Origin of the sequence: Burkholderia sp. Ac-20349, assembly GCF_017104865.1 — a bacterium.
Classification (GTDB): Bacteria; Pseudomonadota; Gammaproteobacteria; order Burkholderiales; family Burkholderiaceae; genus Burkholderia; species Burkholderia aenigmatica.
Window position 1 is genome coordinate 1 of record NZ_JAAGPM010000018.1, and the last position, 12,277, is coordinate 12,277.

At 68.4% G+C, this 12,277-nt stretch carries 11 protein-coding genes and 1 pseudogene; 2 read left to right on the forward strand and 10 right to left on the reverse strand.

Translation table 11 applies throughout. The features are described 5' to 3' along the window. A pseudogene (locus G3N61_RS09275) lies at positions 1 to 92 on the forward strand (short-chain dehydrogenase); the annotation flags it as partial. A 55-nt stretch (positions 93 to 147) separates the two neighbouring features. Here the strand turns inward: G3N61_RS09275 and G3N61_RS09280 are convergent. The 10 genes from G3N61_RS09280 to mpl all read right to left on the reverse strand — a co-directional run bounded on the left by G3N61_RS09280 (position 148) and on the right by mpl (position 11,384). Continuing rightward, positions 148 to 825: a 2-dehydro-3-deoxy-6-phosphogalactonate aldolase gene (locus tag G3N61_RS09280; protein ID WP_043191348.1), complete on the reverse strand. Its 678-nt coding sequence runs from the start codon at positions 823 to 825 to the stop codon at positions 148 to 150. A gap of 22 nt (positions 826 to 847) precedes the next feature. After that, the gene (locus tag G3N61_RS09285) at positions 848 to 1,873 is read right to left on the reverse strand and encodes a 2-dehydro-3-deoxygalactonokinase (protein ID WP_089449876.1); all 1,026 of its coding nucleotides are present in this window, start codon (positions 1,871 to 1,873) and stop codon (positions 848 to 850) included. Further along, positions 1,870 to 2,769, reverse strand: a complete 900-nt coding sequence (locus tag G3N61_RS09290; protein WP_089449875.1) for an IclR family transcriptional regulator — start codon at positions 2,767 to 2,769, stop codon at positions 1,870 to 1,872. Before G3N61_RS09290 ends, G3N61_RS09285 begins: the two co-directional genes overlap by 4 nt. Positions 2,770 to 3,120: 351 nt before the next feature. Next, positions 3,121 to 3,519, reverse strand: coding sequence for an EF-hand domain-containing protein (locus tag G3N61_RS09295; RefSeq protein ID WP_089449874.1), 399 nt, complete (start codon positions 3,517 to 3,519; stop codon positions 3,121 to 3,123). An 82-nt stretch (positions 3,520 to 3,601) separates the two neighbouring features. Then, on the reverse strand, positions 3,602 to 5,212 hold the full coding sequence (locus G3N61_RS09300; protein ID WP_205822257.1) for a peptidase S10: 1,611 nt from the start codon (positions 5,210 to 5,212) through the stop codon (positions 3,602 to 3,604). Between the two features lie 437 nt (positions 5,213 to 5,649). Beyond that, positions 5,650 to 6,387 carry a monofunctional biosynthetic peptidoglycan transglycosylase gene (gene mtgA / locus G3N61_RS09305; RefSeq protein ID WP_043191360.1) on the reverse strand — a complete coding sequence of 246 codons (738 nt, stop codon included), beginning with the start codon at positions 6,385 to 6,387 and terminating at the stop codon, positions 5,650 to 5,652. 14 nt (positions 6,388 to 6,401) lie between these two features. Next, positions 6,402 to 7,268, reverse strand: a complete 867-nt coding sequence (gene aroE / locus G3N61_RS09310; RefSeq protein ID WP_089449873.1) for a shikimate dehydrogenase — start codon at positions 7,266 to 7,268, stop codon at positions 6,402 to 6,404. Then, entirely contained in the window at positions 7,265 to 9,352 is a 2,088-nt protein-coding gene (locus G3N61_RS09315; RefSeq protein WP_043191362.1) for an RNB domain-containing ribonuclease, read from the reverse strand. The genes aroE and G3N61_RS09315 overlap by 4 nt, the downstream gene beginning before the upstream one ends. Before the next feature lie 80 nt (positions 9,353 to 9,432). Continuing rightward, positions 9,433 to 10,002: a YqiA/YcfP family alpha/beta fold hydrolase gene (locus tag G3N61_RS09320; RefSeq protein WP_043191364.1), complete on the reverse strand. Its 570-nt coding sequence runs from the start codon at positions 10,000 to 10,002 to the stop codon at positions 9,433 to 9,435. Further along, a complete protein-coding gene (mpl, locus tag G3N61_RS09325; RefSeq protein ID WP_043191367.1) occupies positions 9,999 to 11,384 on the reverse strand; it encodes a UDP-N-acetylmuramate:L-alanyl-gamma-D-glutamyl-meso-diaminopimelate ligase in 1,386 nt (461 codons plus the stop codon). The genes G3N61_RS09320 and mpl overlap by 4 nt, the downstream gene beginning before the upstream one ends. Positions 11,385 to 11,630: 246 nt before the next feature. Here mpl and G3N61_RS09330 point away from each other — a divergent pair, with 246 nt between their 5' ends. Continuing rightward, positions 11,631 to 12,275: a hypothetical protein gene (locus G3N61_RS09330; RefSeq protein ID WP_043191369.1), complete on the forward strand. Its 645-nt coding sequence runs from the start codon at positions 11,631 to 11,633 to the stop codon at positions 12,273 to 12,275. Positions 12,276 to 12,277: the final 2 nt, after the last annotated feature.

The following is a 12,277-nucleotide window of genomic DNA, read 5'->3' on the forward strand; positions in this document are numbered from 1 at the left end:
TGGAGGTCGCGATGACGGCCGTGTTCCTGGCGTCCGACGAGGCGCCGTTCATCAATGCCGCGTGCATCACCGTCGATGGCGGGCGCGCGGCGCCGATGCCCCGGCCCGCGCCCGTCACCATCGCGACCTTGCCCGCGAGGCGGTTCATCATGCGGCTCCGCCGCGCGCGACGCGCAACCCGGCCTGGAACGCGCGCGCATTCGCCGCGGTCGCGTCGGCCGACTGGCCGGGGCGGTACAGGGCCGAGCCGAGCCCGAAACCGTTCGCGCCGGCGCTGAGGAACGGCTCCATGTTGTCGGGCGAGATGCCACCGACCGGAATCAGCGGCACCGCGCGGTCGATCACCGCGCGCCATGCCTTCACGACCGGCACGCCGAGTTGCTCGGCCGGGAACATCTTCAGCACGTCGGCGCCGTTCGTGAGCGCCGCGAACGCTTCGGTCGGCGTCGCGACGCCCGGGGCGCTCGCGAGGCCGCGCTCGCGTGCACGGCGGATCACGGCCGCGTCGCTGTGCGGCATCACGATCAGCGCGCCGCCCGCGTCCTGCACGCGGTCGACATACTCGGCGCGCAGCACGGTCCCCGCGCCGACGATCGCGTCGTCGGGCAACGCACGGCGCAGCGCCGCGATGCTGTCGAACGGATCCGGCGAGTTGAGCGGCACCTCGACGATCCGGAAGCCGGCTTCGTAGAGCGCATGGCCGTGGTCGGCCGCTTCGGCGGGCGTGATCCCGCGCATGATCGCGATCAGCGGGCACGCGTCGAACGCGCGCATCAGCGCGGTGTGGGGTGCGTAAGGCGCGGGCAAGGTCAGGTCGGACGGCATCGAAGGTTCCTCTGCAAACGGTTCATTGGTCGGCGCAGACGGGCTCGCCATCCGCGCGCACGAGCCCGGCGCGCGATGCGATCCGCCACAGGCCACGCTCGGTCGCATGCGCGACGACGCGTGCGTGCGGGTGGCCGAATTCCTGGAGCGCATCGACGTAGCGCGCGCACAGACCGTCGTCGCCGATCAGCAGCAGCGGCTGGTCCGCGAGCGCGACGCCGCGCTCCGCGAGCATCGCGTCGAGCGCGTTGAGCTCATGGCCGATCAGCAGGCCGGACAGGTAGTCGCCCTGCGCATCGGGCGCGAGCCGGTCGGTCAGGCCGAGCGTGCGCGTGCTGAAGATCGTCGCGAGCAGCCCGGTGTGCCGCGCGCCGCGCGCGACCGAGACGCCGCGCACGAATGCGGCGCGATCGGGCGGCGCACCGGCACGCATCGTGCGGCCGAGGATCGTGTGGTCGCGCAGCACCGCGAACAGCTCGCCGGTCATGAAAGTCTGGAAGCGCTCGATCAGCCCGTCCCTCACCCACGCCCATTTCGCATGGGTGCCCGGCAAGCCGATCAGTACCCCTGAACGATCGGTGCCAAGCATGGGATCGCTCGCGAGTGCACCGAATATCTGCGTTTCTTCGCCGCGCATCACGTCGGGCAAGTCGCCCGTTGCGATGACGCCCGGCACGATCGAGATCGTCGTGCCGCGCGCCGTCGTCACCGTGATGAGGCCCGCGACGAGCGCGTCGGCGCCGGCCGGCACCGCGACGTACGGCGCCTCGCGCCAGCCCTGCGCGCTGCCGACCATCCCGGCGGCGAGCACCGGCAGGCCGGGGGTGCGGTCGAGCCAGTCGCCGCACGCTTCCTCGAACACCGCGTCGAACGCGCGCGCGCCGCCGCCAGGCACATGCATCACGCCCGCCGCGCGGCTGCGCGTGTCGATGAGCGCGCCGTGCGCGTCGTACAGGTAAGCACGCAGCGACGTCGTGCCCCAGTCGAGCGCGATCAGCGACGGGGTGGCGGAGCTGGCATCCGGAACGGGCCGGGTCGAAGTCGTCATCGTTTGATCCTGCGGGTACCCTGCGGCGGGCTCCAGCCCAGTTCCGCGGAAATGGCTCGCGCTTCGCGCTGCACGAGCGGAATCAGTTCGTCCATCCGGTCGTGCGGCATGTACGGAATCGTGCTCGCCACCGACACGGCCGCGACGATCGCGCCCGACGCGTCGCGGATCGGCGCGGCCACGCAGCGGATCGACGCCTCGTTCTCCTCGAGGTCGAACGTATAGCCGCCGGCCGCGTAATGCGCCATGCGCTGCAGGAACGCGCTCGTCTCGGGCCGGTTGTCCGGCTTGAAATTGACGCCGGCGAGTGCTCGCCGGGCGGCTTCGAACAGCGAGCGCCACGTGTCGGGATCGGTGTCGAGCATCATCGCCTTGCCGATGCCGGTCGACGCGAGCGGCATCCGGTGGCCGACGCGCGAGCGCATCTCGAGGCCGCGCGTGCCGGGAATCTTGTCGATGTACAGCACGTCGTCGCCGTCGCGCACGCCGAGATGGATCGTGTCGAGCGTCGCTTCCGCGAGCGCTTCGAGGTGCGGGCGCGCGACCGCGGTGAGCGGCATCTGCTCGAGCGCGATCGTGCCGAGCTCGATCAGCTTCGGGCCGAGCAGGTAGCCGCCCTGCACCTGGCGCAGGTAGCGCGCCTGCACGAGGCTGCTGACGAGGCGGTGCGTGGTGCTGCGCGTCGTGCCGAGCGCAGCGCCGATCGCGCGCATGTCGCGCGCGCCGTTCGCAATCGCCTCGAGGATCGCAAGACCGCGCAGCAGCGTCTGCGTACCGGCCTGCTGGGCCGCGAGATCGAGCGGCGTGCTGGTCGCGCCGATGCTGTCGGTCAGCGACGCATCGTGCGGCGTCGCGCGCCGGGCGTCGAGGGCAAGTGAATCGGGCATCTTGGTCATGTGGAGCGGGCTTCTTCAACGGAACCGGTGAAGCCGTTCGGACGATGCCGGAACGGCGTCCGGCACCGCGACGAGGCGGCGGTCGATGCACCGAGTAAAGCGCCCGGCGAACTTCATGGAAGGTGTCTCCGTATGCGACGGGCGCCGCGCGATGCGTGGGTCCGAAGCTGTCGATGTGCTTCGGATTGTAGGAGCGCACGCACTCGTCTCCAATATTTGAATGCGTTGCCCAGATAATGAGAATTCGGCGCAAATCCGCCACGTACACGACGTAGCGGCGGCGCCATGTGCACGGGGGCGAAACCCGCCGTGCCGCAGGTTCCGCCCCCGTTTGTTCACCCCGCGCCGCGCTTACTGCTGGCTCGTGCTGCGTGCCTGCATGTAGCGCTGGACGTCCGCGAACGACACGCGGCCGTTACCGCCCGAGTCGATCTGGCGGAAGTGGTTCGCGACATAGCCGAGGCCGGCCGCGCGTGCCTCCGACTCGGTGATCGAACCCGTGTTCTGCGTGTCGGCCGCGCTGAACTGCCGCGCGAGCTTGCGCACCACCTGCGCATGCAGCGCGGCGCCCGTCGTCTGTGTGCCGGCGGTCGGCTTGCGCGCGGCCGGCGGCACGTACGGATCGCCGAGCTGCGCCTGGCGCGCACGCACCGGTGCGGCGGCGTCGCTCGCCTGCGCGAACGCGGATACGGATGCTGCGGCGCCGACACAGGCGAGCGCCACGGCAACGACGATGAAACGATTCTTCATATCAGGCTCCAGTCTGGAATGAGGTCGTCGACGGCAGGCGCGGCGCCATTGCGGGCGCGCGTCGCCTGCCCTGCGCATCGCATCAGTGCGCGGCCGCGTTGTAGAAGGTCACGAGGTCGGCTTTCTCCTGCGGACGCGACGTGTCGTCGAGATAGACCATGTGTCCGCCCTGATAGTCCTTGATCGTCAGGTTCGGTTGCGACCCGAGCCGCGCGAGGTCGAGCTCGGTCTGGTAGAACGGCGTCGCGATGTCGTGGTACCCGTTCAGCGACAGCACCTTCAGCTGCGGATTCAGCGACAGCGCCGCGGCGAGATCGGGGATCGTGTCAGGCATCGCGAGGCCGTCGTGCGTCCAGTCCCACGTGTTGATCGCGTTGCTGCTCAACGAATACGCCGACTGCGCGGTGTACTTCAGCTCGTTCGGCAGGTACTTGCCGATCGTGTCGGTGAACGGCTGCGTGATGTACGTGCTCGACGGATCGCCGCCGGACGCGAGCGGGCTCGACACCGGCACGTTCACGCGCGCGTCGTAGCGGCCGATCAGCGTGCCCGGAATCAGCGACAGCTGGAAGCTGTTGTCGAAGAAGGTCGGGATCACGTTGAAGTCCGCATTCCACCGCTGCTGCTTCACGCCGGTCGAATTCACCATCGTCGTGACGAGGGTCGGCGGCGGCGGCGTATGGCTCGCCAGGTACGCGTTCACGGCAGGCGCATAGCTGCCGGCCGTCAGCAGGCGCATCTGGTCCGCATACGACGGCAGGCTCGACGGGTTCGGGTTGTCGAGCTGGTAGTACGCGCCGACGGTGCCATACGACGGCACGAAGCCCGCGCAACTCACCGGGCTCGACCCGTTGTTCGAGTTGCCGATGTAGTCGCTCGCCATGTCGCAGTTCACGTTGTAGTTCAGGATCGACGACTGCAGCACGATGCCGTCGAGCTTCACGCCGGCCGTCTCGAGCAGGTTCGCGAGCACGTCGGTGCGCGGCGTGCCGTACGACTCGCCGAACAGGTATTTCGGCGAATCGTTGCGCTGGTTCACGGCGATGTAGCGCGTCACGAAATCGCGGAACGCGCCGCCGTCCTGGTCGACGCCCCAGAACGTCTGGTTCGTGTTCGGCGCGACCGCTTCGGAGAAGCCGGTGCCGATCGCATCGACGAACACGAGGTCGGTCGTGTCGAGCAGGCTTTCCTGGTTGTCGACGAACGGGAACGTCGACGTGTTCGCGTTCGGGTCGCCCGTCTGGATCCGGCGCGGGCCGAACGAGCCGAGATGCAGCCACACCGATGCCGAGCCGGGGCCGCCGTTGTACAGGAACGTGACGGGCCGCTTCGCCGCGGGCTGGTTGTCGGCCGTATAGGCGACGTAGAAGAACGATGCTTCGGGCGCGCCGGTCTGCGGATTGCGCGCGACGAGGTGGCCGGCCGTAGCCGTGTAGCGAATCGTCTTGCCGTTGAGTGTGATCTGGTGATGCGTGACGGCGGCCTTTTCAACCGCGGCGGAGGCGTCGAGCGACGCGTTCGCGCTCGACGAATAACTGTTCGGATCGTTGTACGCCCTGTCCACCTGACTGGCGGGATCGGCTGAATTGTCGGCGCTGGCAGCAGCGGACGAGGTCACGTCGTCGTTGCAGGCCGTCAGAATCAGCGAAGAAAACACCACTCCCAACAACAGCTTCGCTTTGCTCGCTGGCATCGTTGCGTTCCTTCTCTCGGATGTTTTTTGTGTCGAGCAGCCGGATAAGCCGCCCCCCGCCTCGAATGCGGCCGATAAGCCGAGGCGCTGGCCAATATACGCGAGCCCGTCAGCTTTGAAAAATTTTGAAATATTTGGCGGACGACCGGTGCGGCGCACACCTTTCAGGATTACTTCGGTTCGCGAAACGTTGCATTTCACGCACCTTTCACGGGCTTTCGCATTTAGCCTGGAAGACTAAAAATTCCTGAATTTCGTGCCATATCGGCCAACAAAATCGCATGGCGTCCGAGATTGCTCAGCAAAACGAAATAGACGAATTCGTCTAAAGGATGTGACCCGAAATGCGCGCGACACGATTGCGCTGCAGCGCACCAACGACCCACGCGCGGCGCACGGGCGGCGAAACGGTCAATGCGACGGCGCGAGCGCGCCGTTCACTCCGATTGCGGCAGCGCGGCCGCGCCCATCCGGCGGGCAATGACTGCCGCGCGCTGCGCCTGGTAGGCCGAGCCGCGGTGCGCGTCGAACCAGCGCGGCTTCGGCAGCATCACCGCGAGGCGCGCCGACTGCCACGCGCCGAGCCGGCTCGCGGGGATCTTGTAGTAATAGCGGGCGGCCGCTTCGGCGCCGTATACGCCGCGGCCCCACTCGACGGAATTCAGGTAGATCTCGAAGATCCGCTCCTTGTCGAGCACCGTTTCGAGCATCCAGGTGATGATGAGCTCCTGCCCCTTGCGGATGTAGCTCTTCTCGCGCGACAGGAACAGGTTGCGCGCGAGCTGCTGCGTGATCGTCGAGCCGCCCGCGACGATCCGGCCGCGCGCCTTGTTCTTCTCCCACGCCTGCAGGATCGCGTCGACGTCGTAGCCGTTGTTGGTCGCGAAGGTCGAGTCTTCCGACGCGATCAGTGCGCGCTTCAGGTTGCGCGAGATCTGGTCGTACGGCACCCATTGATGCTGGATCTGTGCGGGTGGCTTGTCGCGCGACAGCCACCACGCGTCGGTACGCATGAACGCGGTCGAGCCCGGGTTCACGAACGACCACAACGCGATCTGCGCGAGATAGAACAGTTGCGTCGCGAGCCATGCACCCGCGAACACCGATCCCGCATAGACGATCCAGCGGGCCGGGCTCACCGTCCGCGTGTGCTGCGTGTCGCTCACCGCTACCACGTGCCGCGCTCCGTTCAGCTCGCCGCGAGCGCCTGGCGCAGCGCGGCCAGCACCGGTGCGCCGTCCGGCCGCACACCGCGCCAGATGAAGAACGATTCGGCCGCCTGCTCGACGAGCATCCCGAGCCCGTCGGCCGTGCGTGCGCCGAGCGACGCCGCATGCTGCATGAACACCGTCGGCTGCGCGCCGTACATCATGTCGTACGCGAGCGTGCCCGCGCCGAATGCGGCCGCGTCGCACGCCGGCAGGGCGGCATCGAGGCTGCCGGCCGTCGCGTTGATCACCACGTCGTACGGCTCCGCGCGCACCACGTCGGGGCCGCCGCCCGCGAGCGTGCAGCCCGCATCGTGTGCGGCCTGCATGAACTGGCCGACGAGCGCCTCGGCCTTGCTCGCGGTACGGTTCACGATCGTGATCGACAGCGGCGCACGGTCGAGCAGCGGCAGCACGACACCGCGTGCCGCGCCGCCCGCGCCGAGCAGCAGGATGCGTGCCCCTGCCAGCGACACGCCGAGATTCGCTTCGATGTCGCGCACGAGGCCGACCCCGTCGGTGTTGTCACCGTGGATGCGGCCGTCGGCGTCGATGCGCAGCGTATTCACCGCGCCCGCCGCTGCCGCACGCGGCGACAGCGTGTCGGCGAGTGCGTGCGCTTCGAGCTTGAACGGTACCGTCACGTTCGCGCCGCGCCCGCCTTCGGCGACGAATGCCCGCACGGCCGCCTCGAAACCGTCGACCGGCGCGAGCCGGTGCGCGTATTCGACCGGCTCGCCCGTCTGCGCGGCGAATTGCGCGTGGATGAACGGCGACTTGCTGTGCGCCACCGGGTTGCCGAATACGACATAGCGGTCGGCGCCGCCCGTCGACGCAGTCGCGGTCATGATGCGCGCCCCTCTTCGCTGGCGTTGCCGCCCGCGGCTTCGCCGCCTTCACCGGCCGCCGCGCCGTCCGCTTCCGCCAGCGCTTCCGCCTCGGTTTCGGCCGTCGCGTCTTCGGCGTCGATCAGCGTGTCGTCGCCGCCTTCGGCGTCATCCTCTTCCTCGGCTGCGTCGCCACTCGTCACGGTCGGCGCGTCGAGCACGTTCAGCAGCCGCACCGATGCCTCGATCGTCAGCTCGTCGAGCGACATCACGTCGAGCAGCACGCGCGTGCCGCGCGCATGCACGCCGAGCCCCGGCACGTGCAGCAGCAGCGGAATTTCCTCGAGGCGCACGAGATCGCCCTTCACGACGCTCGCGACGACGTGCTTCTTTTGCTCCTGCGCGAGCCAGCGCAGGCACCAGAAATACTCCATCCGGCGCTGGTAGTCGGCGTAGGCCGTATAGGTGTCGTCGAAGCCCTGCACGACAGCGTACAGGTCGGCGTCCTTCGGCTTGAACGGCGCGGCGAGCTTCGCGGTGACGCCGTGCTGAACGCACGCGAGCAGTTGCCACTGGTTCACGAGGTCGACGTAGCGGCGCAGCGGCGACGTGCTCCACGCGTACTGCGCCACCCCGAGGCCCTCGTGCGGCGCGGCCGTCGTCTGCATCCGCGTGCGTTTCGGGCCCGGCGCGCCGAAGCCGCGCTGCGAGCGGTAGATGCCCGGCACCGTGTGGTCGTGCAGGAACGCGCCCCAGGTCGAGTTCGCGAGAATCGCGAGCTCCGACACGATCAGGTCGAGCGGCGACCCGCGACGGCGCGGCGTGATCGACACGTGCTCGCCTTCGACATAGAAGTTGTAGTCGGTGTTGCGCTGCACTTCGCGCTTCAGGCCGTAGCCCGCGCGCGCGACCTGGCGCTTCTCGAACAGCGCCTGCGCAAGCGGCCACAGCACGGCGATGTCGTCCTTGTGCGGATAGTCGCCGGTGCCGGCCGCGAGCGTCTCTTCGTTGACGAGCTCGTCGAGGTGGTTGTGCCGCAGGTTGTTCTTCACGAACACGAGCTCGGCGCGCGTCTCGTTCGCGACGATCTCCTGGGTTTCGCGGTTGACGATGATGTACAGCGACAGCGCCGGGCGGTAATCGCCCTCTTTCAGCGTGAACACGTCGACGACGTCGTCCGGCAGCATCGTGATCTTGTCGCCCGGCATGTAGACGGTCGACAGGCGCGTGCGCGCGATCGCATCGACCGCATCGCCGCGCACGATGCCGAGCGCCGGCGCCGCGATGTGCACGCCGATCCGCACACGGCCGTCGGACAGGTGCTCGACCGAGAACGCGTCGTCGATTTCGGTCGTCGTGATGTCGTCGATCGAGAACGCCTGCACGTCCGCGCGCGGCAGGTCGTCCGGCAGCGCGCCGACCGTGACGGCCGGGAAGCCCGTGCCGTGCGGGAAGAACTCCGCGAGGAAGCGCGCCTCGTGCAACGCACGCGGCGACGCGATGCCGCCGCAGTCGAGCATCAGCCGCGCCGGCGACACGCCGCGCGCACCGGCCGCCGCTTCCATCGCCTTGTATTCGATCGCGTTCTTGTCCGGCCGCGTCAGCAGCCCGAGCACCTTGCCCACGAACGCGTCCGGCAGCTTGCCGGCCTTCAGTTCCTCTTCGTACTGCACCTGGACGAGCGCCTGCTGGCGCTTGCGCTCGAGCGATGCGAGCGCCATCTTGAGCTGCTCTTCCGGCGCGCGCTGGTACTGGCCGCGCCCCTTGCGGCGAAAGTAGACGGGCGAACCGTGCAGTCGCAGCACCAGCGCCGCACGCTCCACCGGGCCGTACGTCGCGCCGAAGTATTCGGCGGCCAGCGCCGTATACGCGAACTCGTCGGCCGGCGCGCATTCCCACAGGAAATCCAGATCGATCTGCTGCGCGGCCGTGTCGGCCTCCTGCATCAGTTCGCTTGCGGCCGGCTTGTCGAATTCGATCAGCACGTCTTTTGCGCGCACCTTCGCACGTCGCCCGCCGGGCAACTCGACCTGAAACGCGTCGCCCTGGCGCGACAGCACGCTGCCCGCCTTGAAACTGCCCGATTCCTCGAAGAAAACGTTCACTCAGTACTCTCGTTCAGACTGCCGGGCGCCGCGTCGGCGGCGCCGCATGATGATGGGAATTCGATCGGCACGTGGCCGGTTTAAGACGTCTTTCCGTCGCAAAAAGCGAGAACGTCGTCGACATAGTCGGCAAATTCGCTGATCCCGTGATCGCTGCCTTCGATCACGCGCGTCTTCGCGCCCGGGTAATGCGCGAGCATCTCGCGGTAATCGAGCACTTCGTCACCGGTCGCCGCGAACAGATAGTAGCGTTCGGCACGCGTGATCGCCGGCACGCGCAGCGCATCGAGCTCATGCAGATGACGACGCTCGACGACGATCGTGCCGCCGCCGTGGTACAGCGGCTGTTCGCCCAGATGCTGTTCGAGATCGCGCTGCGGCACGATGGCCGGATTCAGCAGCACGGCCTTCCAGCCGTGCTTTTCGGCCAGCCAGGTGGCGTAATAGCCGCCGAGCGAGCTGCCGACGACGGTCACGTCGCGCGCGCCGGCCACCTCGGCTTCCGCGACCGCGATCGCTTCGAGCGGCGACACCGACAGCGACGGGCACCGCCACTCGTCGGTGCGGCCGAGCTCGGCCATGCGCGCGGCGAGCTGGCGCGACTTCTGCGATTCCGGCGACGACCGGAAGCCGTGCAGATACAGGATCACGTGCGGCTCCCGAGCGCATCGAGCAGCTTCTGGTGCACGCCGCCGAAGCCGCCGTTGCTCATCACGAGCACGTGGTCGCCCGGGCGGGCGGCTGCGACGACGGACTTCACCAGCAGGTGCAGATCGTCGAACGCGCGCGCCTTGTCGCCGAGCGGCGCCAGCGCCTCGGCCAGATTCCAGCCGAGCGCGTCGCGCCCGGTCGGCGCGCCGTAGCCGAACACGAGATCGGCGTCGGCCAGGCTCGCCGGCAGTTGCGACTTCATCACGCCGAGCTTCATCGTGTTCGAGCGCGGCTCGAGCACGGCGAGGATGCGGGCATTCTGGCGGCCGATGCGTGCACGAAGGCCGGCGATCGTGGTGTCGATCGCGGTCGGATGGTGCGCGAAGTCGTCGTAGACGGTCACGCCGTCCACGCTGCCGCGCACTTCCATGCGGCGCTTCACGTTGCGGAACGATGCGAGGGAGGCGGCGGCCTGCGCGGGCGGCACGCCGACATGGCGCGCGGCCGCGATCGCCGCGAGCGCGTTCATCCGGTTGTGATCGCCCTGCACCTGCCACGCGACTTCGCCGACGCGTTCCGCGTGCGAATACACCGCGAAGCGCTCGTCGACCGGCACGCCGTCCTCGGCCGGCAGCGCCTGCCAGCCGCCGTCGACGCCAAAGCGCTCGACCTCGCTCCAGCAGCCGCGCGCCAGCACGCGCTCGAGCGCGTCCGAGCGGCCATTCGTGACGATCCGGCCGACACCGGGCACGGTACGCACGAGATGATGGAATTGCGTCTCGATCGCGGCGAGATCCGGGAAGATGTCGGCGTGATCGAATTCAAGGTTGTTCAGCACCGCGGTGCGCGGCCGGTAATGGACGAACTTCGAGCGCTTGTCGAAGAACGCCGTATCGTATTCGTCGGCCTCGATCACGAAGAAGCTCGAATCGGTGAGCCGCGCCGACACGCCGAAGTTCAGCGGCACGCCGCCGATCAGGAAGCCCGGATTCAGGCCCGAGTCTTCCAGCAGCCACGCGAGCATCGACGACGTGGTCGTCTTGCCGTGCGTGCCCGCGACCGCGAGCACCCACTTGCCGGCGAGCACGTGCTCGCCGAGCCACTGCGGGCCCGACACGTACGGCAGGCCGCGATCGAGGATCGCCTCCATCAGCGGATTACCGCGCGTGACGACGTTGCCGATCACGAACAGGTCCGGTTTCAGATCGATCTGCTCGGCGCCGTAGCCCTCGATCAGCGTGATGCCCTGCGCCTCGAGCTGCGTGCTCATCGGCGGATAGACGCCCGCGTCGCAACCCGTCACCGTGTGGCCCGCCTCGCGCGCGAGTACGGCGAGACCGCCCATGAAGGTGCCGCAGATGCCAAGAATGTGGATGTGCATAGATGAATGCTTTCGCGCCGCCGGGCGCCGTCGATTCGGAAAGGATGTGTGTGCGGCGCACCGGACGGGCCGTGCGGCCGGCGCCCGGCCAACGGCCTTTGCCGCGACACAAAGAACACTATTGTAACTGACGGCCTGCCGTGCCCGGCGGCCCGAACGCTGCGCGCGAACGGCGCCGGCACGCCGGGCGGCAGGCCGCCGCACCCGCGCTCGGGCCCTGCGGCGATCGAGTATGATTGCCGGATCATGTCTCGCAAAACCCTTCTCGACCCGCGGCGCGTCCGCGAGGAAATCGCCCAATCCGCCGCCCGCCTGATCGCGGAGGACGGCCTGGACTATGCCGGTGCGAAACGCAAGGCCGCGCGTCAGTTGCTGGGCGACACGCGCGTTGCCGGCGAATGGCTGCCGGATAACGACCAGATCGAGGAAGAACTGCGCGAGTACCTCGCCCTGTTCCAGAGCGACACGCAGCCGGACGAACTGCGCCGCCTGCGCGAAGTCGCGCTCGACTGGATGCGCCGGCTCGCCGAGTTCCATCCTTATGTGACGGGTGCCGTGCTGAACGGCACCGCGAACGCACATTCGGATATTCATTTGCAGGCATTCACCGACAACCCGAAGGACGTCGCGATCTACCTGCTGAACCAGAACGTCCAGTACGACGTCTCCGAGACGCGGCACTTCGCGGGCCGCGCCGATGTCGAGACGCTCAGTTTCCTGTGGCGCCCGCGACGCGACGTCGATGCAATCGGCATCCACCTCGCGCTCTATGCGAGCGACGACCTGCGCGGCGCGGTCAAGGCCGACGCGCGCGGCCGGGTCGCCCGTGCGGATGCCGCCGCGCTGCGCGCGCTCGTCGAAGCAGGCAAGGCCCCTTCCGAACCGGAATGATT

Excerpts from the sequence above, each read along its gene's own strand:
- mpl (WP_043191367.1), bottom strand. The coding sequence starts at position 11,384 with ATGCACATCCACATTCTTGGCATCTGCGGCACCTTCATGGGCGGTCTC.
- G3N61_RS09290 (WP_089449875.1), bottom strand. The coding sequence starts at position 2,769 with ATGACCAAGATGCCCGATTCACTTGCCCTCGACGCCCGGCGCGCGACG.
- G3N61_RS09280 (WP_043191348.1), bottom strand. The coding sequence starts at position 825 with ATGCCGTCCGACCTGACCTTGCCCGCGCCTTACGCACCCCACACCGCG.
- G3N61_RS09285 (WP_089449876.1), bottom strand. The coding sequence starts at position 1,873 with ATGACGACTTCGACCCGGCCCGTTCCGGATGCCAGCTCCGCCACCCCG.
- G3N61_RS09295 (WP_089449874.1), bottom strand. The coding sequence starts at position 3,519 with ATGAAGAATCGTTTCATCGTCGTTGCCGTGGCGCTCGCCTGTGTCGGC.
- G3N61_RS09330 (WP_043191369.1), top strand. The coding sequence starts at position 11,631 with ATGTCTCGCAAAACCCTTCTCGACCCGCGGCGCGTCCGCGAGGAAATC.
- G3N61_RS09300 (WP_205822257.1), bottom strand. The coding sequence starts at position 5,212 with ATGCCAGCGAGCAAAGCGAAGCTGTTGTTGGGAGTGGTGTTTTCTTCG.
- aroE (WP_089449873.1), bottom strand. The coding sequence starts at position 7,268 with ATGACCGCGACTGCGTCGACGGGCGGCGCCGACCGCTATGTCGTATTC.